The sequence below is a fragment of the Serratia sp. TSA_130.1 genome, from assembly GCF_052691795.1.
On the sequence record NZ_JBQZFS010000001.1, the window covers coordinates 526,557 to 547,195 of the forward strand.

20 protein-coding genes are annotated in these 20,639 nt (G+C 58.0%); 8 read left to right on the top strand and 12 right to left on the bottom strand.

Annotated elements, in window-relative coordinates; all coding sequences use genetic code 11:
• Nucleotides 1-7 precede the first annotated feature (7 nt).
• The 11 genes from cheY to flhD form a co-directional block, all read right to left on the bottom strand.
• Nucleotides 8-397 (bottom strand): chemotaxis response regulator CheY, encoded by a 390-nt coding sequence (cheY, locus tag ACUTQY_RS02495; RefSeq protein ID WP_004934862.1) that lies wholly within the window; start codon nucleotides 395-397, stop codon nucleotides 8-10.
• A 102-nt stretch (nucleotides 398-499) separates the two neighbouring features.
• A complete protein-coding gene (locus ACUTQY_RS02500; protein WP_033643532.1) occupies nucleotides 500-1,549 on the bottom strand; it encodes a protein-glutamate methylesterase/protein-glutamine glutaminase in 1,050 nt (349 codons plus the stop codon).
• Nucleotides 1,549-2,421: a protein-glutamate O-methyltransferase CheR gene (cheR, locus tag ACUTQY_RS02505; protein WP_025159837.1), complete on the bottom strand. Its 873-nt coding sequence runs from the start codon at nucleotides 2,419-2,421 to the stop codon at nucleotides 1,549-1,551. The genes ACUTQY_RS02500 and cheR overlap by 1 nt, the downstream gene beginning before the upstream one ends.
• Nucleotides 2,422-2,458: 37 nt before the next feature.
• The gene (locus ACUTQY_RS02510; protein ID WP_033643533.1) at nucleotides 2,459-4,075 is read right to left on the bottom strand and encodes a methyl-accepting chemotaxis protein; all 1,617 of its coding nucleotides are present in this window, start codon (nucleotides 4,073-4,075) and stop codon (nucleotides 2,459-2,461) included.
• A gap of 75 nt (nucleotides 4,076-4,150) precedes the next feature.
• Nucleotides 4,151-5,821, bottom strand: a complete 1,671-nt coding sequence (gene tsr / locus ACUTQY_RS02515; protein WP_342188164.1) for a methyl-accepting chemotaxis protein — start codon at nucleotides 5,819-5,821, stop codon at nucleotides 4,151-4,153.
• Between the two features lie 195 nt (nucleotides 5,822-6,016).
• Nucleotides 6,017-6,517, bottom strand: coding sequence for a chemotaxis protein CheW (gene cheW / locus ACUTQY_RS02520; RefSeq protein ID WP_025303271.1), 501 nt, complete (start codon nucleotides 6,515-6,517; stop codon nucleotides 6,017-6,019).
• A 32-nt stretch (nucleotides 6,518-6,549) separates the two neighbouring features.
• The gene (cheA, locus tag ACUTQY_RS02525) at nucleotides 6,550-8,571 is read right to left on the bottom strand and encodes a chemotaxis protein CheA (RefSeq protein ID WP_046687336.1); all 2,022 of its coding nucleotides are present in this window, start codon (nucleotides 8,569-8,571) and stop codon (nucleotides 6,550-6,552) included.
• The gene (motB, locus tag ACUTQY_RS02530; RefSeq protein WP_046687337.1) at nucleotides 8,568-9,632 is read right to left on the bottom strand and encodes a flagellar motor protein MotB; all 1,065 of its coding nucleotides are present in this window, start codon (nucleotides 9,630-9,632) and stop codon (nucleotides 8,568-8,570) included. Before motB ends, cheA begins: the two co-directional genes overlap by 4 nt.
• Nucleotides 9,629-10,519, bottom strand: coding sequence for a flagellar motor stator protein MotA (gene motA, locus ACUTQY_RS02535; RefSeq protein WP_015378266.1), 891 nt, complete (start codon nucleotides 10,517-10,519; stop codon nucleotides 9,629-9,631). Before motA ends, motB begins: the two co-directional genes overlap by 4 nt.
• A gap of 145 nt (nucleotides 10,520-10,664) precedes the next feature.
• On the bottom strand, nucleotides 10,665-11,249 hold the full coding sequence (gene flhC / locus ACUTQY_RS02540; protein WP_016927281.1) for a flagellar transcriptional regulator FlhC: 585 nt from the start codon (nucleotides 11,247-11,249) through the stop codon (nucleotides 10,665-10,667).
• The gene (gene flhD / locus ACUTQY_RS02545) at nucleotides 11,249-11,599 is read right to left on the bottom strand and encodes a flagellar transcriptional regulator FlhD (RefSeq protein WP_033643537.1); all 351 of its coding nucleotides are present in this window, start codon (nucleotides 11,597-11,599) and stop codon (nucleotides 11,249-11,251) included. Before flhD ends, flhC begins: the two co-directional genes overlap by 1 nt.
• A 974-nt stretch (nucleotides 11,600-12,573) precedes the next feature.
• Between flhD and ACUTQY_RS02550 the strand changes: the two genes are divergently transcribed.
• The 4 genes from ACUTQY_RS02550 (at nucleotide 12,574) to ACUTQY_RS02565 (ending at nucleotide 14,906) form a co-directional block, all read left to right on the top strand.
• Entirely contained in the window at nucleotides 12,574-12,903 is a 330-nt protein-coding gene (locus tag ACUTQY_RS02550) for a hypothetical protein (RefSeq protein WP_128868509.1), read from the top strand.
• 53 nt (nucleotides 12,904-12,956) lie between these two features.
• Nucleotides 12,957-13,172: a transcription modulator YdgT gene (gene ydgT, locus ACUTQY_RS02555; RefSeq protein WP_004934895.1), complete on the top strand. Its 216-nt coding sequence runs from the start codon at nucleotides 12,957-12,959 to the stop codon at nucleotides 13,170-13,172.
• A 197-nt stretch (nucleotides 13,173-13,369) separates the two neighbouring features.
• Nucleotides 13,370-13,789: a universal stress protein UspC gene (gene uspC / locus ACUTQY_RS02560; protein WP_033643538.1), complete on the top strand. Its 420-nt coding sequence runs from the start codon at nucleotides 13,370-13,372 to the stop codon at nucleotides 13,787-13,789.
• 85 nt (nucleotides 13,790-13,874) lie between these two features.
• Nucleotides 13,875-14,906, top strand: a complete 1,032-nt coding sequence (locus ACUTQY_RS02565) for an NADP-dependent oxidoreductase (RefSeq protein ID WP_046687338.1) — start codon at nucleotides 13,875-13,877, stop codon at nucleotides 14,904-14,906.
• A gap of 35 nt (nucleotides 14,907-14,941) precedes the next feature.
• Here the strand turns inward: ACUTQY_RS02565 and pcp are convergent, their stop codons facing one another.
• A complete protein-coding gene (pcp, locus tag ACUTQY_RS02570; RefSeq protein WP_046688505.1) occupies nucleotides 14,942-15,589 on the bottom strand; it encodes a pyroglutamyl-peptidase I in 648 nt (215 codons plus the stop codon).
• A gap of 97 nt (nucleotides 15,590-15,686) precedes the next feature.
• Between pcp and ACUTQY_RS02575 the strand changes: the two genes are divergently transcribed.
• The 4 genes from ACUTQY_RS02575 (at nucleotide 15,687) to ACUTQY_RS02590 (ending at nucleotide 20,484) form a co-directional block, all read left to right on the top strand.
• The gene (locus ACUTQY_RS02575; RefSeq protein WP_033643541.1) at nucleotides 15,687-16,619 is read left to right on the top strand and encodes a LysR family transcriptional regulator; all 933 of its coding nucleotides are present in this window, start codon (nucleotides 15,687-15,689) and stop codon (nucleotides 16,617-16,619) included.
• 514 nt (nucleotides 16,620-17,133) lie between these two features.
• Entirely contained in the window at nucleotides 17,134-19,479 is a 2,346-nt protein-coding gene (locus ACUTQY_RS02580; protein ID WP_046687340.1) for a type VI secretion system Vgr family protein, read from the top strand.
• A gap of 12 nt (nucleotides 19,480-19,491) precedes the next feature.
• On the top strand, nucleotides 19,492-19,881 hold the full coding sequence (locus tag ACUTQY_RS02585) for a DUF3592 domain-containing protein (protein WP_033643543.1): 390 nt from the start codon (nucleotides 19,492-19,494) through the stop codon (nucleotides 19,879-19,881).
• A gap of 102 nt (nucleotides 19,882-19,983) precedes the next feature.
• The gene (locus tag ACUTQY_RS02590; RefSeq protein ID WP_046687341.1) at nucleotides 19,984-20,484 is read left to right on the top strand and encodes a hypothetical protein; all 501 of its coding nucleotides are present in this window, start codon (nucleotides 19,984-19,986) and stop codon (nucleotides 20,482-20,484) included.
• The last annotated feature ends 155 nt before the right edge of the window (nucleotides 20,485-20,639 follow it).

The window sequence follows — 20,639 nt, forward strand, 5'->3', positions numbered from 1 at the left end:
CCTCTCCTTACATGCCCAATTTTTCAAAAATCTTGTTGAGCTTTTCTTCCAGCGTCGCCGCCGTAAAAGGTTTCACTACATAACCGCTGGCGCCGGCCTGCGCCGCCGCGATGATATTTTCTTTCTTGGCTTCCGCCGTCACCATCAGCACCGGCATCGCGGCCAGCGCGCTATCGGCGCGGATGGTCTGCAACAGTTCGAGCCCGTCCATGTTCGGCATGTTCCAGTCGGACACCACGAAGTCGAAACCGCCGGCGCGCAGCTTGTTCAGCGCATCTGCGCCATCTTCAGCTTCTTCGACGTTGTTGAAGCCCAGCTCTTTCAGCAAATTTCTGACGATGCGGCGCATGGTGGAGAAGTCGTCCACAACCAGAAATCTGAGGTTCTTGTCTGCCATTGTTACTCCTGAAATAGTTAACCGTTTAATGATGCAAAACCGCAGGCCGCCGCGCGGCGACCGTAGGTCATATCGCCGCCGGGCAAACCCTGCGGACTGAAATCAAATGCGCAATGCCTGGCCGCCGGAAATCTGCGCCAGCATGCGCTGGCTCATCCTGTCCAACTCGACCACTTCGCTGACGCCGCCGCCGGCGATCGCCTCGCGTGGCATGCCGAACACCACACAGCTCGCCTCGTTCTGCGCCAGGGTATAGGCCCCGGCGCGGTGCATCTCCAGCATCCCCGCCGCCCCGTCGTTCCCCATGCCGGTGAGGATCACCCCCACCGCATTGCGGCCGGCATATTGCGCTACCGAGCGGAACAGCACGTCGACCGACGGACGATGGCGGTTGACCGCCGGGCCGTCATGCAGCTTCACCTGATAGTTGGCGCCGCTGCGCGCCAGCTCCAGGTGGCGATCCCCCGGGGCGATGTAAGCATGGCCCGGCAGTACGCGCTCGCCGTCCTCCGCTTCTTTCACCGTGATCTGGCACAGCTTGTTCAGCCGTTCGGCGAACGAACGGGTGAACCCCGGCGGCATGTGCTGGGTGATCAGCAGCGCCGGACTGGTGGCCGGCAGCGGCTGTAGCACCTGGCGGATCGCTTCGGTGCCGCCGGTGGAAGCACCGATGGCGATCAGTTTTTCACTGCTCAGCAGCGGCGCATGGCTGAGGATCGCCGGCGCCGGGCTGCTGGATCGCTGCGGCAGGCGCGCTCTGGCGGCGGTGCGGATCTTCTCGGCGATCAGTTCGCTGTAGGCCAACATGCCCTCGCGAATGCCGAGCTGCGGTTTGGTGACGAAATCCACCGCGCCCAGCTCCAGCGCTCGCAGCGTGATCTCCGAGCCTTTACCGGTCAGCGAAGAAACCATCACTACCGGCATCGGCCGCAGGCGCATCAGCTTCTCGAGGAAATCCAGCCCGTCCATGCGTGGCATCTCGACGTCCAGCGTCAGCACCTGAGGATTAAATTTTTTGATCAGATCGCGCGCCACCAGCGGATCCGGCGCGGTCGCCACCATTTCCATGTCGGGGTGGCCGTTCACGATTTCCGTCATCAGCTGACGCATCAGTGCCGAATCGTCTACGCATAACACTCTGATTTTACTCATTACCTCTCCTTGGTCAGCCCATACACGGTCTGCCCACGCAAGTAGAAATCCCGGCTGATCTGGCTGAAGTTCTCGGAGTGGCCGGCGAACATCAGCCCCCCCGGCTTAAGCAAGGGAACGAAGCGGCGCAGGATGCGCTCCTGCGTCGCCTTATCGAAATAGATCATGACGTTGCGGCAAAAAATGGCGTCAAATTGCCCCGGCAGCGCCCATTCCGGCGCCAGCAGGTTCAACGGCTGGAAGTTCACCCGCGCCGCCAGTTCCGGCCGCACGCGCACCAGCCCCTGATGCGGCCCGGTGCCGCGCAGAAAATAGCGCTGCATTTGGGTCGGCGTCAGGGTGCGCAGATCTTCCTGGCGGTAAACGCCCGCTTCCGCTTTTTCCAACACCTGCGTGTCGATGTCGCTGGCCCAGACCTGGCAACTGCCGGCCCGCTGCCCCAGGGCATCGCTCAGCGTGATGGCGATCGAATACGGCTCTTCGCCGGTCGAGGCCGCAGTGCTCCAGACGCTGTAGCCGTTCGGCCGCGAGCGCGCATGCTCCGCCAGGATCGGGAAGTGATGCGCCTCGCGGAAAAATGCCGTCAGGTTGGTGGTCAATGCGTTGATGAACGCCTGCCACTCCGCGCTGTTCGGATCGCTTTCCAACAGCGCCAGATAGTCGCCGAAATCGTGCAATCCCAGCAGCCGCAACCGGCGCACCAGGCGGTTGTAAACCATCTCGCGCTTATGCTCCGCCAGCACGATGCCGGCGCGTTGATAAATCAACTGGCTGATACGGCGAAAATGCACGTCCGACAGCGGCAGGCGCTGCACCATTTGCGTCAACATCGACGCAGTATCCCGGTTAGAAGTTGACGGCGCCTGTTTCATGCCGCCTCACCGGAGAAAAACGTGCTGTTTATGCGGTTTAACAATCTTGGGCTTCCTTTACCACGGGTGAAACTGCGTTGTTGCTGTTACCTGGCGCGACGACGTTATCGTCCGCCAGACGGAATACCGCGACCGCGTCGGCCAGGGTAATGGCCTGCTCTTCCAGCGCGGTGGCGGCAGAAGCGGATTCTTCCACCAGCGCGGCGTTCTGCTGGGTAACCTGGTCCATCTGGGTCACCGCCTGCGTCACCTGTTCGATGCCGCGGCTTTGTTCATCCGAAGCCGACGCGATCTCGCCCATGATGTCGGTCACGCGAGTCACCGAACGCACAATGTCCTGCATGGTGGCGCCGGAGTTTTCCACCAGCACCGAGCCGTGTTTGACGCGGCTGACCGATTCGTCGATCAGCACCTTGATCTCTTTCGCCGCCTGCGCGCTGCGGCTCGCCAGGTTGCGCACTTCACCGGCGACCACCGCGAAACCCCGCCCCTGTTCGCCGGCGCGCGCCGCTTCCACCGCCGCATTGAGCGCCAGAATGTTGGTCTGGAAGGCGATGCCGTCGATCACGCTGGTGATGGCGCCGATTTTCTGCGAACTGTTGGCAATATCGTGCATGGTGGTGACCACGTCACCGGCCAGTTCGCCGCCCTTGGCCGCGGTGGCCGAGGCGTCACGCGCCAGCTGAGACGCCTGCCGCGCATTGTCGGCGTTCTGTTTCACCGTCGCGGTCAGCTGTTCCATGCTGGCGGCGGTTTCTTCCAGCGACGCGGCCTGCTGCTCGGTGCGGGAAGAGAGATCGTTGTTGCCTTCGGCGATCTCCTGCAGACCGATCAGAATCGACTCCGCCCCGTCGCGCACCGCGCCGACGGTGCCGATCAGCGACTGCTGCGTGCGTTGCAGGCTGGCGAACAGCATGCTGATTTCATTGCGGCCGTACACCTGAATCGGCGTCGCCAGATCGCCGGCGGCGATGCGTTCAAAGTGGCTGCGGATTTGGTTCAGCGGCTGTATCAGCATGGTGCGCAACCACCACATGGCGCTGCCAGTCACCACGATCAGCATCAATACCGCCCCCGCCAGCATCAGGCCCGCCAGCGTGAAGGAGAACTGATTAGCGTCTCTGGCCTCGCTGATGTCACCGTTCACCAACTGCAGGTACTGCACGAAGTCGGCCTCGAACAGGTCCTGGGTTTTCTGCGTCGGCTGATCCATAAACGCCTGCAGCTCACCCTTTTCCAGGAAGCCGATCAGCTCGCGCAGCGCGCCGCGCAGCCGCTCGTAGCTGGCCTTGGTGGTAGCCGTCTGCTGGTTCTGCTGTTCACTGCTGCGTTCAACCGCCATAAACTGATTGAAATAGAGATCGGCCTTCTGCAGCGAACTGCGGGCGTTGCTCATCAGCTCGTTCACCTGCTCCTGCGGCAGTTTCAGCGCCGCGCGGGTGCCGGCGCGGTTCAGCGTATTGCGCGCCTGCAACAGCGACACCCAGCTCAGGCTGAGCGAATCGCGCTGCTGGCTGCCGAGGGTGATGATGTCGAGGTTGTGGTTATCGGAGCGAAACGCGGAATACGACAGGCCGCTGCTGGCCAACTGCAGAACGCAGAAGGTCATCAACAACAGGAATAAGCTGGTAGAGATACGGATTCGGTTAAACACTTGAACCTCCTTGCAGCCGGCCGGCGACCGGCCTACGTAGGGAAAAGGGCCTCTGCGAGAGAGGCCCGATACCGGTCAGAACGTTTCCCAGTTATCCTGCAGATTGCTGGCGTTCATTTTCTTATGATTGATTACCGGTGTTACCGTCGCCTTGCTGGTGACAGGCGCTTTAAATTCTTCCTGGCCTTCCTGCCTCAGACGGAATACCGCTACCGACTGGGTCAGCATGCTGGCCTGTTCTTCCAGCGCCGCCGCCGCCGAGGCGGATTCTTCCACCAACGAGGCGTTCTGCTGGGTGACGCGGTCCATTTCCGCCACCGCCTGGCCAACCTGATCGATGCCGCGACTCTGCTCGTCCGACGCCGAGGCGATTTCGCCCATGATGTCGGTCACGCGGGTGACGGCGTTGACGATGTCGCCCATGGTTTCCCCGGCGCTCTCGACCAGCACGGAACCCATATCGACGCGGCTGACCGAATCTTCGATCAGGCCTTTGATCTCTTTCGCCGCCTGTGCGCTGCGCTGCGCCAGGTTACGCACTTCACCGGCCACCACCGCGAAGCCACGGCCCTGTTCGCCGGCGCGCGCCGCTTCCACCGCGGCGTTGAGCGCCAGGATGTTGGTCTGGAAGGCGATGCCGTCGATCACGCCGGTGATATCGGCGATCTTCTGCGAGCTGCCGGCGATGTCATGCATGGTCTGCACCACGTTAGCCACGACCTTGCCGCCTTTCTGCGCGGTTTCAGAGGCGCTCAGCGCCAGTTGCGAAGCCTGACGCGCGTTTTCGGCGTTCTGTTTCACCGTCGCGGTCAGCTGTTCCATGCTGGCGGCGGTCTCTTCCAGCGACGCGGCCTGCTGCTCGGTGCGGGAAGAGAGATCGTTGTTGCCCGCGGCGATTTCGGACGCGCCGCTGTAGATGGCGTCTGCGCCCTGGCGCACGCCGCTGACGGTTTCAATCAGTTCGCCTTGCATGTGTTTCAGGCTGGCCGCCAGCACGCCCATTTCGTTGCGGCTGTTGACGACGATCTGCTGAGTCAGGTCGCCGGCGGCGATCTGTTTGATGTGCTCGATCATGCGGTTCAGCGGGCGTACCAGGATGTGATGGATACCGGTCCAGACCAGTACGATCACCGCCAGCACCACCACCAGGATCACGATCAGCGTCCAGATGGCCGAGTTGTAGGAGCTGTTGCTGCCGTCGACCGCGATTTGGTACAGCTTGCCGTTTTGCTCCAGGTAAACGTTGTAGCTCTGCTCAAAGTTGTCCTGGTAACTCTGCGTAGGTTGATCGAAGAACGCGTTGATTTTGCCTTCGCCCAGCAGTTGGATCAGCTCGGAGAGCGCGCCGTACAGCACATCGTACTGATGCTTGAGGCGTTCCGCCGCCTGAGGATCCTGACGCGGGTCCTGAGGGATTTTCTCGTACGCGGCGTAGTGTCTTTCCGCTTCGCCCAGCTCTTCCTTCGCCTTGGCCAGCAGTTCATCAATGGTGGCGCCGCTGCCGATCTTGTTGGTATCCATCATGTAGCGAATACCGGCACGGTTCAGGGAGTTGCGCGCCTGCAGCAGGTCAACGCGGCTTTCGCTCAGCTGCAGCTGCTGCTGACGAATAGTTTGCAGGACGGTAAAGTTTTCCTTATCGCTTTTCAGCGAGGAGAAAAAGAGTCCGCCCGAAATCAACTGCAAGGCGCCAAACAGCACCAACACCAGCAACAGGCTGGTGACCACCTTCATACGATTTAACATGATTTCCCTTGTTGAAGCCCGCGCAGACAGGCTCTGATGACGTTGAATGTGAGAGTTATCGGCGCAGCGCGGCAAAACTTTATGCGGGAAAGTAACTATTTTTAGTGGGGGTTCCGGGCGCGGCGGGCGGCATCGCGACAGGTCAGGGAACGTGAAGGTTGAAGGGGGCAGCGCCCTGCCCCCTTGAGTCTTGGATCAGACGCTTTTCGCCACGCTGTCGACCAGCGACATCTCTTCGCTGCTCAGCAGCTTTTCGATATCCACCAGGATCAACATGCGCTCGCCCAGCGAACCGAGGCCGGTGAGGTATTCGGTCGCCAGGGTCACCGCGAACTCCGGCGCCGGACGGATCTGCTCGGCGGTCAATGACAGCACGTCGGAGACGCCGTCAACCACGATGCCCACCACGCGCTGGCCAAAGTTCAACACGATCACCACGGTGTTCTCATCGTAGGAAACGCTCTGCTGGGAGAATTTCACCCGCAGATCGATGATGGGAACAATCACGCCACGCAGGTTGGTGACGCCCTTGATGAACGCCGGGGTGTTGGCGATGCGGGTCACCTGATCGTAGCCGCGAATTTCCTGCACCTTGAGGATGTCGATGCCGTACTCCTCGTTGCCCAGGGTAAAAATCAGAAACTCTTGCCCTACCGTTTCGCCAGCCAATTTGCTGACGGCTGCCAATCCTGCCATATCATTCACCTTTTAAATCAATAAACTCATTATTATGCGGCGGCGTCCGTCAGACGCTTTTCACGGTTCAAGGTTTGCAACGCCGAGACATCGACGATCAAGGCCACGCTGCCGTCGCCCAAAATGGTCGCGGCGGAAATGCCCGGCACTTTGCGGTAGTTGCTTTCCAGATTCTTCACCACCACCTGATGCTGGCCAATCAGCTGATCCACCAGCAACGCATAGCGGCGGCCGGCGCTTTGCAGGATCACCACAATGCCCTGGGTGGCGTCGGTTTTGGCGCCTTCCACTTCGAATACCCGATACAGTTCCACCAGTGGCAGGTATTCGCCGCGCACCTGCAGCACGCGTTCGCCGCCGGCCAGCGGGTGCAAGTCTTCCGCCTGCGGCTGCAGCGATTCCATCACCGCGTTCAGCGGCAGAATAAAGACTTCGTCGTTCACTTTGACCGACATGCCGTCGAGGATCGCCAGCGTCAACGGCAGCAGAATGCGGATGGTGGTGCCTTTACCGGCCTGCGAACGGATCTCGACGTGGCCGCCCATCTCCTGAATATTTCTTTTCACCACGTCCATGCCGACGCCGCGGCCGGAAACGTCGGTCACCTGCTCGGCGGTGGAGAAGCCCGGCGCGAAGATCAGCATGCCGACCTCTTCGTCGCTCATGCTGTCGCTCACCGCCAGCCCTTGCGAAGCGGCCTTGGCGAGAATTTTTTCGCGGTTCAGACCGGCGCCGTCGTCGATGACCTCAATACAGATGTTGCCACCCTGGTGTTCGGCCGACAGCACCAGATTGCCCACCGCCGACTTGCCGGCGGCGATGCGGGTGGCCGGCTCTTCGATACCGTGATCGAGGCTGTTGCGCACCAGGTGCGTCAACGGGTCGATAATCCGTTCGATCAGGCTCTTATCCAGTTCGGTCGAGCTGCCCTGCAGCGTCAGCTCCACCTGTTTGTTCAGCTTGCCGGCCAGATCGCGCACCAGACGCGGGTAGCGGCTGAAGACGTATTCCATCGGCATCATGCGGATCGACATCACCGACTCCTGGAGATCGCGTGCGTTACGCTCCAGCTGGCTCATGCTGTTCAGCAGATCGCCGTGGTTCACCGGATCCAGCGTGCCGGAACGTTGCGCCAGCATCGACTGGGTGATCACCAGCTCGCCCACCAGGTTGATCAGCTGATCCACCTTTTCCACCGCTACGCGAATGCTGGTGGATTCGCTCGCCTTGGCGCGCGCTTTCGGCGCTTCCGCCGCTGCGGCCGCCGGTTTGGCGGCAGGCAGCGCAGCGCTGGCGATCGGCGCTGGCGCCGGTTCCGGCGCAGCGACCGTCTCCGGCAAGTTCGCCTCCGCGACGGCCGGCGCGCTTTGCGTCGGCGTAGAGAAGCTGATTTGTTCCGGTTCCAGCACGAAGCACAGCACGGCGCTGATGTCGTCTTCGCTGGCGGAGGTGAGCAACGTCACGTCCAGGCTGTGTTCCGTCTGATGCGGGTCTTTAACTTCGCCGAGGTTGCCCAGCTCTTCCAACATCAAGGGGATTTCACTGGCTTTCAGCCCGTTCAGGCTGATGCGCATGCCGCCTTCGATCGCCGCCGGCGCGGCCGATGGCTGAGCGACCGGCTGCTGAACGGCGGGTTGAGCCGCAGGCGCCTCCTGCTGCTGTTGCGCTTCCAACGCCAGCTGACGCAGCGCCTGGCAAATGTATTCAAAGCTTTCAGCGTCAGGCTGTTGCGAGGTTTTATAGGCGTCCAGTTGCTCCTGCATAATGTCTTTGGTTTCCAGAAACAGGTTGATAATCTCGGTGCTCAGGCTCATTTCCTGGCGTCTTGCACCGTCCAGCAGGTTCTCCAGCAGGTGGGTGGTTTCCTGCAGCACCGAAAAACCAAAGGTCGCCGCGCCGCCCTTGATCGAATGCGCCGCGCGGAAGATGGCGTTCAACGGCTCGATATCGGGGGCCAGCGGATCCAGCTCCAGCAGGTGTTGCTCCATGTCGGCCAGCAACTCGTCCGCCTCATCAAAGAAGGTCTGATAAAAATCGCTAATGTCCATGCTCACGGGGTCACCTCTGGCTGTGAGTCGCGGTTAGTCGGTGCGGGTGCGGCCGCCGGTGGTTCCGGCGCCTGGTCGGCCGGGGCTATCGCCGGGGACGCCTGCGGGGGAGCGTTCGGCGTTGGTGCCGCGGGTTCCGGGGCTGTAGTCGAGGATTCCGGCGTTTGGCCGGCCGGCGCGGTCGCCGACGGCGCCAGCTGCTTCAGGCTGTCCGGCTGGGCAATATCCAGCGCGTTGCTTTCGGCATTTTCGTGCTCGATGCCCTCTTGCGTTTGCTTGTTCAACACCAGCACGGTGATGCGGCGGTTAATCGCATCATCGGCGCCATGCTGTTTCAGGCTCATGGTGGCCGCCATGCCTACCACCCGCAGCACTTTGCCTTCCGCCAGGCCGCCGGCGATCAGCTCGCGACGCGACGCGTTGGCGCGATCGGCCGACAGTTCCCAGTTGCTGTAGCCGCGTTCGCCGGTGGCGTAAGGGATGTCATCGGTGTGGCCGGACAGGCTGATTTTGTTCGGCAAGTCGTTAAGGATCGGCGCTATCGCGCGCAGAATATCGCGCATGTAGCTCTCGACCTGCGCGCTGCCGGTTTTGAACATCGGCCGGTTCTGGCTATCGATAATCTGGATGCGCAGCCCTTCGTCCATCATGTTGATCAACAGGTGTGGACGCAGCGCCTTCAGGCGCGGATCGGACTCAATCAACTCATCCAGCTTTTCGCGCAGCTTGTTCAGGCGCAGCTCTTCGGCGCGCGAGTCCGGCGAATCGACCTGTTTTTTCACCAGGCCATGCTGTTGCGTTGGATCGTCGCCGCCGCCAGGAATGGGGCTGCTTTCGGAACTGCTCTTGTCGCCGCTGGTCAGGGCAACCTTGAGCGGCGTGCGGAAGTATTCGGCGATTTGCGTCAGCTCCTGCGGGCTGGCGATCGCCAGCAGCCACATCACCAGGAAGAACGCCATCATCGCCGTCATAAAGTCGGCATAAGCGATCTTCCAGGAGCCGCCGTGATGGGCGGCATGATGCGACTTGCGCTTTCTGACCAAAACGACCGGATGATTCTGTTTCATGCTTCTTCTTCTTCCGTCGCCTGCTGCGCCGGCGCTTTCACGCGGCGCACGTGTTCTTCCAGCTCAACGAAAGAAGGACGTTCGGTGGTATACAGCGTTTTACGGCCGAACTCGACCGCGATCTGCGGCGCGTAACCGTTCAGGCTCGACAACAGCGTGACTTTGATGCACTGCATCATCTTGACGTTTTCGGCGCTCTTCTGACGCAGCAACGTCGCCAGCGGCGAGATGAAGCCGTAGGCCAGCAAAATGCCGAGGAAAGTACCGACCATGGCGTTAGCGATCAGCGCGCCCAGTTCAGCGGCCGGACGGTCAGCCGAAGCCAGGGCGTGCACCACCCCCATCACCGCCGCGACGATGCCGAACGCCGGCAAGGAGTCGCCCACCATCGCCAGACTGCCGGCGGGCACTTCGCTTTCCTGCTCGTAGGTTTCGATCTCTTCGTCCATCAGCGCTTCGATCTCGAACGCATTCATATTGCCGCTCACCATCAGCCGTAAATAGTCGGTAATGAACTCCACCAGGGTGTTATCGGCAAGGATGCGCGGATAATTAGAGAAAATTTCACTTTCTTGCGGATTATCGATATCGAACTCGAGCGACAGCATGCCCTGCTGACGCGATTTGGCCAGCAGACGGAACAGCAACGCCATCAGATCCATATACAGATCTTTGTTGTATTTGGAACGGCGCATCAGGCGCGGCAGGGCGCGCAGCGTCGCTTTGATCGCCTTGCCGTTGTTGCCGACGATGAAAGCGCCGACCCCCGCCCCGCCGATAATCAGAAACTCCGCCGGCTGATATAACGCACCGAGATGACCGCCCACGATCAGGTAGCCGCCAAACACCGCACCCAATACCACGAGATAACCCAAAATAACTAGCACACGCATTCCTTAAATTAACAATGTGGATGGAAGGTGGGGCAAACGCGCCCTGGCGCGACAGACCAGGCTGCATGTCTGGGGGCGGCATGCCGCCCCTGCGTATCACACGTCGGTATTCATTGCCGAGAGCCGGCAACGTGGCGGCTCAAATGGCGCGTTTGACCTGCTCGTCCAGCAGTTGAGGAATAATATCGGCCAGTTGCGGCGAAAGTTTACGTCTTTTTACGGCGCGGGATGGGGGTTGGCATAAACTGCAGATGAAACCGTTCAGCGGCTGGTGCGCGTGGGTGATAAATGCGCCGCCGCAGCAGCTGCAGGCGGAGAGCTGCAACATACCGCTGTCGACGAAGCGCACCAGCGTCCAGGCGCGGGTCAACGCCAGCAACGGCGCCTCGCCAGCCTGCTGCGGGCACTGCTCCAGGTAGAGGCGATAGGCTTTGATCACCGCTTCCACCCCGCTGCACTGTCCGCTTTTCATCAGAAACAGGTAGGCGTTATAAAACATCGAGGAATGAATATTCTGTTCCCAAGTCATAAACCAGTCGGTTGAGAACGGCAACATTCCTTTTGGCGGCGGGCTGCCGCGCAACTCCTTGTAAAGTTTAATCAAGCGCCCGCGGCTGAGCTGGGTTTCACTCTCCAGCATCTGCAAACGGGCCCCCAGCGAAATCAGCTCCATGGCGAGCTGAATGTCCTTGGCTTCTTGAACAATGCTTTTCTCAACCATCATCAGGCTCTTTTCTTCGTCGGGCTAGCGTCTTTACTCGATAGCTCTTGCAGTAAATGGCTTGATAGCAAAATGCCGGTATGGATTTGTTGCAGATCGTCGACGCGCGACTCTTTGGTCAGGCGTTCGATGGTCTGGTGATCGTTAAAGCGGAAGTGGCAAACCAGCTGGTTGGTCTCGGCCAGTTTGACCATTTGCGGCAAAGTCAGCTGCGCCAACGCATCGGCCATGGTCTCATCAATACCAAGGCGGAACATCGCGGACGCTTTTTCATCGTTGATCAAACGCTGTGCTAAAAGTAAATATGACAAATTGATGTCATAAATATGCTTAAGTAATTCAGACGTACCCATATTCCCCATCCCGACAGACTATGTTTAAAAACATACGCTGGGTGATAAATTTTATCGCCCGTGACCTGGGTTGTTTCCCAAAGTTGGCAAATTAATCTCTCAAAAACGACTGCTATAATTTTCGCCAATCGCTAAATTCGACCACTGTTCAGTATTTGCTACGAGCGTAAACCAACGTGTATGGATGTACAGCATTCTGCTTCGATAGTGTTTAGTCACCATGAAACTATTTTTACAAATTTAATAAGATTATTCCTAAAGCAGCGCAACTCTACCCCCGAACCATTAGCACACACAATGTAAGTGAGAGGCAATTTTAAATACAATGTGACATAGATCACAAAAATAAAAAATAATTAAGCCAAATACCCCTAAATTCGCACATTTTATGACCCGCATTTTGCTCATAAAATCGCCTTAGGTAAAAAAACGTCTTAAAAACAATGTTTATCAGCCAAAAAATTATCTTTTTTAGATCAATTCGAACAAAACCATCACCAAACCAAAATAACAGAACAAAAATCTGCATATAGGCAACAATCTTAGTATAAATAACCATTTGAGCCGCTAAAAAATATCCCAGGTGAAAAATAACCAATGTAAACTATAAGGTTATTAGCTATCGGATTTGACTTAAACCCTCCGCAGAGGGTTGTTCTAATTTTCAACATCAGGTGATTATGGCTTATCAATGATTCGCTGGCGTAGTGAACAAGCCAATAGACGTAACGATATGTTTCCGTATTAGCGCGGCGCAAGAATGGTTTTTTAACGTTAAATTACCCCAAAACGACATATCGGCAGCACATCCTAAAGCTTTAGCGTTTTTTTATTTCTTTTTTGCCGGCGCATTAATTACCACGCCGTTCCAGACGTTATTAAAATTCCCGCGCCCCATCGGTTCATTGCAATAAAATAAAACGCAGTTTTGTTTTACTTGCCATAATCGCGCAGGCCAAACAGGCGTAGTTTCAATGCCGACAGCGGCAACATACATCGCCTCGTGCTGCGAGCGCCCTCCGGACAGGCGAAAAAAAACGCCGCCAAAGGAGAGCGAGCGCGGCTTCGCGCGCTTGCATGCAGCGAAACGTCGACGCTTAAGCTTCTCGTTCGTGACGCATCGCCCTGAGACTTTCCCTATTTCTTCATTTATCAGCAGGATGAGATTGCTGATGGCGCACTTGCATATTATGATTTATCCCAGCGCCGCCACGGGCGGCGTCACATTATTACCCAGTGCAATTTATTCACTTGAAATGATTTTTGTCAGGTCGTACATCGCTGCCTCGACGGCGTCGCCGTGAGCCGCTATGTGTTATTCACCCGGCTTTAACTATTAACAGGCTATATTTTAATCATGACCGATACGCTCGAATATCTGCTGACATTCCGTAAATGCTCCTCTTTGGACAGCCTGGAGAAGGTGTACGACAAACTGAACTATTCCATTGAAAACGATACAGAAATGAGCAATATGTACCGCGCTGCCGACCACCGTCGCGCCGAGCTGGTTGCCGGTAAATTGTTCGATCTGGGCAAGGTGCCGAAAACGCTGTGGGCGCAGGTGCTTTAATTCAGTGAAATTACGTGCGGCAACGGTTTTATCTTTTATTGCTATATAACCGGAGCAAACTCAGCTTTTATTGCCGCGCGTGATGCGAAACACATTTATTCCCCCCGCCAGGTTCTACCCTTTATCCGAGCGCAGCATTTCATCCAAGGCCCCGACGCGGCAGCCTGAAACACGACGGATGCAACAAGGAGTGGAATATGGGGTATCAAAACGTTCTGGTTACCGTCGCCGTCGCGCCTGACAGCCATCGCCTGGTGGAAAAGGCCGTCTCTATCGTCCGCCCCTACGGCGGCAACATCACCCTGTTAAGCACCCTCGCCAATCCGGAAATGTACAATAATTTCGCCGGGCCGATGCTGGCCGATTTGCGCACGCTGATGGAAGAGGAAACCCGGCTGTTTATGGAGGAACTGCGCCAACGCGCCGGCTACCCGATCGCCGATACCCTTATCGTGCATGGCGAGCTTGGCGACAGCCTGGAATACGCCAGCCGGCATCAGCCGTTCGACCTGCTGCTCTGCGGCAATCATCGCGACGGCATGATGAATAAGGTCTCCTGTTCCGCCGCCCGCTTTATCAATATAAGCCATATCGACGTGCTGATCGTTCCGCTCTAAGGCTAAGCACATTCGGTAACGTTGCCTTGCCGCCCCTGGACTAGGCTTAACGAATCTTGTTTGTCGCAACGCAAAGGAGCTTTCGATGTCCCCTTCTCAACAGAACCGCCGCTTCCTGCTGGCTTCGCGTCCGCACGGCGAACCGACGGCGGCGAACTTCCGTCTCGACACGGTCGCCGTGCCACAACCCGAGGCCGGCCAGCTGCTGCTGCGCACCGTATATCTGTCGCTGGATCCTTATATGCGCGGGCGCATGAGCGATGCCCCCTCCTACGCGCCGCCGGTGGAGATCGGTCAGGTCATGGTGGGCGGCACGGTATCGCGCGTGGCGGCTTCACAGCATCCCGATTTCAACGTCGGCGATTGGGTGTTGGGTTATGACGGCTGGCAGGATTACGCCCTGTCTGACGGCAGCGGCCTGCGCAACCTCGGCCCGCACCTGCCGCACCCTTCCCGCCTGCTCGGCGTGCTGGGTATGCCGGGATTTACCGCTTACATGGGGCTGCTCGACATCGGCCAACCGCAGGCGGGTGAAACGCTGGTGGTGGCCGCCGCCAGTGGTGCGGTCGGTTCGGTGGTCGGCCAAATCGGGAAGCTAAAAGGCTGCCGCGTCGTCGGCATCGCCGGCGGTGCGGACAAATGCCGCTATGTGGTGGAAGAGTTGGGTTTCGACGCCTGTATCGATCACCGTGCCCCCGACTTTGCCGAACAGCTGGCCGCCGCCTGTCCGCAGGGCATCGACATCTATTATGAGAACGTCGGCGGCGCCGTATTCGACGCCGTGTTGCCGCTGTTGAACGCCAAAGCGCGCATTCCGGTCTGCGGCATCATCGCCCATTACAATGCCACCGGGTTACCCGCCGGGCCGGACCGCTTACCGTTGCTGGAAGGGCTGATCTTACGTAAACGTATCCGCATGCAGGGCTTTATCATCTTCGACGATTACGGTTCACGCTTTGATGAATTCCTGCAACAGATGAGCAGTTGGGTCGAGCAAGGAAAGATCAAGTTCCGCGAGGACATCGTCGATGGACTGGAGCAGGCGCCGCAGGCCTTTATCGGCCTGCTGCAGGGCAAAAACTTCGGCAAACTGGTGATCCGCGTCGCTGACGAATAACGCGCATCAGGGCGTGGCGCGCCACGCCCTGCTTGTCAATGCACGGCACCGTCGCCGAATTGCACATCCTCCTCTACCGTGAGCGTCACCTGCACGAGAGTGCGCACCGCTTCCACCATCGTCGCCAGCGCCATACTCGGCTTGCCCGGATGCGCCGCCGCCAGTTCATGGCTGTACGGAATGTGCACGAATCCGCCCCTGGCCCGCGAATGCCGCGTCTCCAGATAGTGACGCAGACCATAAAAAATATGGTTGCAGTTATAGGTGCCCGCCGTGTAAGAAACACCCGCCGGGATCCCCTGCCGGCGCAGTTGCTGCACCGCGGCCTTGACGGGCAGCGTACTGAAATAGCCCACCGGCCCGCCGGCAACCACCGGCACGTCAATCGGCTGTTTACCGGCATTGTCGGGAATGCGGGCATCGATCAAATTGATGGCTACCCGTTCCAGGGATATTTCGGCTCGGCCGCCGGCCAGCCCCAGACAGATCACCGCCAGCGGCTGCAATGCCTCAATCGCCGCGATCAGCTGCTGGTTGGCCACGCCCAATACGCACGGCAACTCGAGCACCGCGATCTCCGCGCCGGCGATACGCTCTCCGGCCAATGCCTGCGCGACCTGCCAGGAAGGGTTCACCGCGTCACCGTCGAACGGCTCAATGCCGGTGATTAACACTTTGTTCATCATTTCCCCTGATTGAAGGCTAAATACGTGTGCTACCAGCCTAGGGAACGCTGTAAGATTCTGGAAATGGATTATCTGTATATAGAGTATTCATAAAATGAATTTAGCCAACGTCGATCTCAATTTACTGGTGGTGTTTGAAGCGCTGTATCAGACTCGTAACGTCACCGCCGCGGGCCGGCGTCTTAACCGCGCGCAACCTTCCGTCAGCAATGCATTGGCGCGACTGCGCATTCTGCTCAACGATCCGCTGTTTGTCCGCAGCGGCGGCGGCATGGCGCCCACGCCGCGCGCCCACCAGCTTATGCCGCAGATACAGCGGGTGCTTGAGCAAATCCATCTGGCGTTGGCGCCCCCTGCCCGTTTCGATCCGGCCACCGCCGGGCAGCGGCGTTTTACGCTGGCCGCCGGCGACTATGCGGATATCTTGCTGCTGCCCGCCATCATCAGCCGTTTGCGTCAGGCGGCACCCGGCATCGATATTCGCGTTTCGCGTCTGGATCGCCGCAATATTTACCGTCAATTGGATAGCGGGGAGGTGGATGTCGCGCTGGGAGGGCATCTTTCCGGGGCGGAAAGTCACTATGTGCGCACGTTGTTTGAAGAGCATCTGGTCTGTATCGCCAGCCGTTCACACCCGCAATTGGCGGATGGCCGCTGGGATCTGGCCCGCTACCTCAGCCTGCCGCACGGGCTGTACGCGCCGGCTGACGACGGCTCCGCCAGAGGCTTGGTCGACCGCCGCCTGGCGGAAATCGGCGGCCAGCGGCGCGTCGCCGTGACCTTTTCACACATTGTCGCCCTGCCGGCGGTGGTCGCCGACAGCGATCTGATCGCCACCCTGGCCGCCAGCGTGGCCCGGCGTTTTTCCGATCCGCAACGCGTACGCATTCTCCCGCTGCCTGAGGAGTTGGCCATCGCGCCTTTCCCCATTGAGCTGATCGCCGGCCGACAGGCGCAACGCGACCCGGCCTTAATCTGGCTCTGTGACCTGATAAGCCGACTTTCCCTCGATCCCCTTCCGCGCTAACCGCATCAATTGCTGCTTTATCAACCATTCAGACTCACCGTCGGAGGCCCGCACCGCGGGCTTTTCACGCCGAACAAATAGGAATCATCCGAATTAACATTCGGTAAATTTATATATTTGATCATCTTTAACTAACGAATGGTAAGGATAAAAAATACTCAGTGACTTTTTTCACGGAAAAAAAGAGTTGTTTTATAAACACGTTGACTTAAGTGTTACAGATTTATTATTTGGTATTACCATTTTCCCAATAATTTTGGATAAAAAAAAGATCTTCTCGTATCCATATGTTTTAGATAATAAAAAACCAGATCGTGAGCGAGTTAACGAATTGAGCATTGATCCACAAGGCTATTTTGCAAATGCAGAGCTCTATTGTAGACTGCACAAATCGTGCCTTTGTGTAAACTTTGTTAAATCTTTCGTCAGCCCCTGTCTCAATTCGTGACAGATACGCCATCGGGATCGCGCGTCAAATCTCGTGCGGTAGCTATGCCTAAACCGGGGATATAGTATGGATCGCCTTATCATTGCGCACACGCCTTTGCCCGCCCATCAGCTGTTGTTCAGAAGCCTTTCCGGTGAGGAAAGACTGGCCGGGCTGTTCGAGTTCGACGTCGAGCTGCTCAGCCCTGACAATCGCCTCGATCTGAAATCGCTGCTGGGACAAAAAATCACGCTGGAGCTGCGGGGCAACCCGATGGCCCCGCGTTATCTCAACGGCAATATCACGCGTATGACCCTCTCCGGACGAGAAGCCGGCGGCAACCGCTACTATATCTACCGCGCCGTGCTGCGCCCCACGCTGTGGTACCTGACGCAAAACCGCGATTTTCGCATCTATCAGGAAAAGACCGTTCCCGACATCCTGACCCAGGTGCTGGGGCAGTATCAGGTGAAGATCGATAACCGTCTGAGTTACGACTACCGCATCTGGGGGTACTGCGTGCAGTACCAGGAGAGCGATTTCGATTTCATCAGTCGTCTGATGGAACATGAAGGCATCTATTACTATTTCACGCACCAGCAGGACGGCCATACGCTGGTGCTGGCCGACGCGCCGGCGGCGCATCAGGAACTCGCCGGCTATGCCAGCATCCCCTATCAGCTCGCGGAAGGCGGTCTGGTGGAAAACAAGGACAGCATCAACAGCTGGAGCGTCTCGGACGCCATCACGCCCAGCCTGTATAGCCTGGATGACTACGATTTTCGCAAACCGCGCGCGCGGTTGCTCGAGGCCCGGCAGAATCCCGCCTCGTTCGCACAGGATAAAGCCGAGGTGTTCGACTGGCCCGGGCGTTATACCGATCACGCCCACGGCCAGTTTTACGTCAAGGTGCGCCAACAGGAGTTCGAAGCGCAGCATGAGCAGATGAGCGGCGAAGGCAGTTCGCAGGGCATTGCGCCCGGCTACCGTTTTCAGCTGATCCAGGCGCCGCGCATGGAAGACAACCGCGCCTATCTGGTGGTCAGCGCGCGTTACTTCATGCAGGAAAACAGCTACGCCAGCAACGATAACGACGTTGGCGAACAACATACCGAATTTCAGGTGGTGCCGGCGGACATCAACTGGCGCCCGGCGCGCACCACACCCTGGCCGAAAACCCATGGCCCGCAGACCGCCGAAGTGGTTGGCCCGGAAGGCGAAAGCATCTGGACCGATAAATATGGCCGGGTGAAACTCAAGTTCCGTTGGGATCGCCACGGCAGCGGCAATGAAACCAGCTCCTGCTGGGTGCGCGTCTCCAGCGCCTGGGCCGGCTGGAAATACGGCGGGATCCAAATCCCGCGCGTGGGTGAGGAAGTGGTGGTCGACTTTATCAACGGCGATCCGGATCGCCCCATCATCACCGGCCGCGTTTACAACGAAGACAGCATGCCGCCTTGGGATCTTCCCGGCGACGCCACCAAAATGGGCTTTATGAGCCGCAGCAAAGGCGGCGGCGTCGACAATGCCAGCTTCCTGTTCCTGGAAGACTCGCCCGGCAACGAATCTTTCGACATGCACGCCGAACGCAACATGAACATGACGGTGGAAAACGACAAGAACGTCAATATTGACGGCAGTCGCACCACCACCATCGGTCGCCAGCAGAACGATACCGTCACCGGCGACGCCACGTTCCTGTACAAAGCGAAACGCACCACCACCGTCGATGGGCTGGAAACCGCCAACCTGAACGCTCACCAGACGGTGAACATCAAAGGCGGCCGCGCCCTGACGATTATCGACGGCGGCGATAAGATCGACATCACCGGCAATCAGTCCTTCAAGCTTGACGGCGCGCAGACGCAAAACATTACGCAAACCCAGCATGTCACGGTGAAGGGCGACCAGACCCTCGACATTACCGAGGGGCAACAGACCAACACCATCAACAAGGGGCAGACGGTCAACATCACCTCCGGCGGGCAGCACACCACCATCACCGCCGGCGGGCAAACCACTACCGTCACCGCAGGCGGTCAGACGCTGACGGTGGAGGCCGGCGGCCAGACCACCGACATCACGGGGAATGTCAAAGAAACCTACAAAAACGATCAGCAAACGACCATTAGCGGTTCGCTGACCATCACGGCAAAAACCATCAGCATTACCAGTGAGGACGGCGTGTCTATTTCGGCGCCCACCTGGAAAGATAACTGCCACGGCTATAAGTGGACCGCGATAGGCGCCAACCTTGCCTTAACGGGGCTGAGCGTCAAGCACACGATGTTCGATGTTTCCCATAACCCGCTTTCGATCAGCAAAACCAATTTCAAGCTAAGCAACGATCCCATGACGTTCACGCAGCTTGGGGCCTTAATAACCAACGGTTCTTTGCGATTGAGCAGCAAGGCGCTGGCGATCTTTTTATAAGTAGGGATGCCCATGTCCAAAGCCAAAAATATCTTCACCGTAATCGGTTTGATTTTATTGGCCCCTATTCTCAGCCTGGTGGGTTTTTTCAAATTCATCACGGTCGATATCTGGGGCTATTTCAAACACATCGGTTCCTCTCTCAGCGTGATGGAGAACGGAGTTTCCGCCTCCGGGCAAATCGTCAGCATCCGCCAGACCAACCTGTGGGACGGGAATCGGCCGGTCTGCGAAGTGGAAGTCAAATACATCGCCCAAGACGGAAAAAACCATACGGCCGTCGCGAAAGGCCCGATCAGCGTCGTTGATCTGCCGCGTTATCAGCCGGGTCATTTCACCGCGATAAAGTACGATCCCAAGAACCCCAAAAAAGCGGTGATCGAAGAGTTATCCCGACTTTGAGCGAAAAGAACCTTTTCAATCAACGCGATCCGATTTCAACGTTGTGAAAACGACTTGTCGTCCATCAGCTCGCTAAATTACCTTGCATAAGGAAGTGTCACGATGGGCGCGTTTATTGCCTTTTCGACTCAGGACAGCCTCTGGGGACAAATCCTGTTTACCTTCTTAGGCATCCTGGTTGGCGGCGTATTGATCGCCGCCATTTGCAAGACCGTCTTACCCGCGGGCAGAACGGCGGCATTGTCCGTCCGGTTGCTGATCTTTGTCGCACTGATGCTGGCGATCCTGAAGTACAACCAGCAGGTGATGTCTGCGGTGAACGCGCCCGCGGAGCTGATCGGGTTCCTGATTTTGCCCGGTTTTTTGATGGGTTACCTGGGTGCGGCGGCCCCCGGCAGACTGGCGCTGGCGATAGAACTGTGCTGTTTTGCCCCGCTCACCGCGCTGCTGATTCTGGGCACCGCCGGCGTCGGCTTTTTTGCCCCCTATCATCTGGAGAGCACAGGCCAATTTACCGCCAAGGCGATCGCCGCGGCATTGTCCGTCGCCGTCGTACTGCTGGCTCGTAAAATAAGCGGGAAGGACAACGCACTGTCCTCTTGATAATCCCTTTGACGCGAGGAAATGCTCCCCGCATTCGCGATCGGCTCTGGACGCCGCATCGTTTTCTTCATCTGTTGTGACATAGCCTGATATCTATTAAACCGAAAAACGGATTGTTTTTGAGCAAGCAGCCTGGCTGCCGGCTGATATCCACA

What these genes read in the sequence shown, in the direction of transcription:
- ACUTQY_RS02590 (WP_046687341.1), top strand. Translation starts at nt 19,984, where the DNA reads ATGGGCGCGTTTATTGCCTTTTCGACTCAGGACAGCCTCTGGGGACAA.
- ydgT (WP_004934895.1), top strand. Translation starts at nt 12,957, where the DNA reads ATGACCGATACGCTCGAATATCTGCTGACATTCCGTAAATGCTCCTCT.
- flhD (WP_033643537.1), bottom strand. Translation starts at nt 11,599, where the DNA reads ATGGGTACGTCTGAATTACTTAAGCATATTTATGACATCAATTTGTCA.
- cheY (WP_004934862.1), bottom strand. Translation starts at nt 397, where the DNA reads ATGGCAGACAAGAACCTCAGATTTCTGGTTGTGGACGACTTCTCCACC.
- ACUTQY_RS02585 (WP_033643543.1), top strand. Translation starts at nt 19,492, where the DNA reads ATGTCCAAAGCCAAAAATATCTTCACCGTAATCGGTTTGATTTTATTG.
- cheR (WP_025159837.1), bottom strand. Translation starts at nt 2,421, where the DNA reads ATGAAACAGGCGCCGTCAACTTCTAACCGGGATACTGCGTCGATGTTG.
- ACUTQY_RS02500 (WP_033643532.1), bottom strand. Translation starts at nt 1,549, where the DNA reads ATGAGTAAAATCAGAGTGTTATGCGTAGACGATTCGGCACTGATGCGT.
- ACUTQY_RS02580 (WP_046687340.1), top strand. Translation starts at nt 17,134, where the DNA reads ATGGATCGCCTTATCATTGCGCACACGCCTTTGCCCGCCCATCAGCTG.
- ACUTQY_RS02565 (WP_046687338.1), top strand. Translation starts at nt 13,875, where the DNA reads ATGTCCCCTTCTCAACAGAACCGCCGCTTCCTGCTGGCTTCGCGTCCG.
- flhC (WP_016927281.1), bottom strand. Translation starts at nt 11,249, where the DNA reads ATGATGGTTGAGAAAAGCATTGTTCAAGAAGCCAAGGACATTCAGCTC.
- uspC (WP_033643538.1), top strand. Translation starts at nt 13,370, where the DNA reads ATGGGGTATCAAAACGTTCTGGTTACCGTCGCCGTCGCGCCTGACAGC.
- ACUTQY_RS02575 (WP_033643541.1), top strand. Translation starts at nt 15,687, where the DNA reads ATGAATTTAGCCAACGTCGATCTCAATTTACTGGTGGTGTTTGAAGCG.
- pcp (WP_046688505.1), bottom strand. Translation starts at nt 15,589, where the DNA reads ATGAACAAAGTGTTAATCACCGGCATTGAGCCGTTCGACGGTGACGCG.
- cheW (WP_025303271.1), bottom strand. Translation starts at nt 6,517, where the DNA reads ATGGCAGGATTGGCAGCCGTCAGCAAATTGGCTGGCGAAACGGTAGGG.
- tsr (WP_342188164.1), bottom strand. Translation starts at nt 5,821, where the DNA reads ATGTTAAATCGTATGAAGGTGGTCACCAGCCTGTTGCTGGTGTTGGTG.
- ACUTQY_RS02550 (WP_128868509.1), top strand. Translation starts at nt 12,574, where the DNA reads ATGCCGACAGCGGCAACATACATCGCCTCGTGCTGCGAGCGCCCTCCG.
- motB (WP_046687337.1), bottom strand. Translation starts at nt 9,632, where the DNA reads ATGAAACAGAATCATCCGGTCGTTTTGGTCAGAAAGCGCAAGTCGCAT.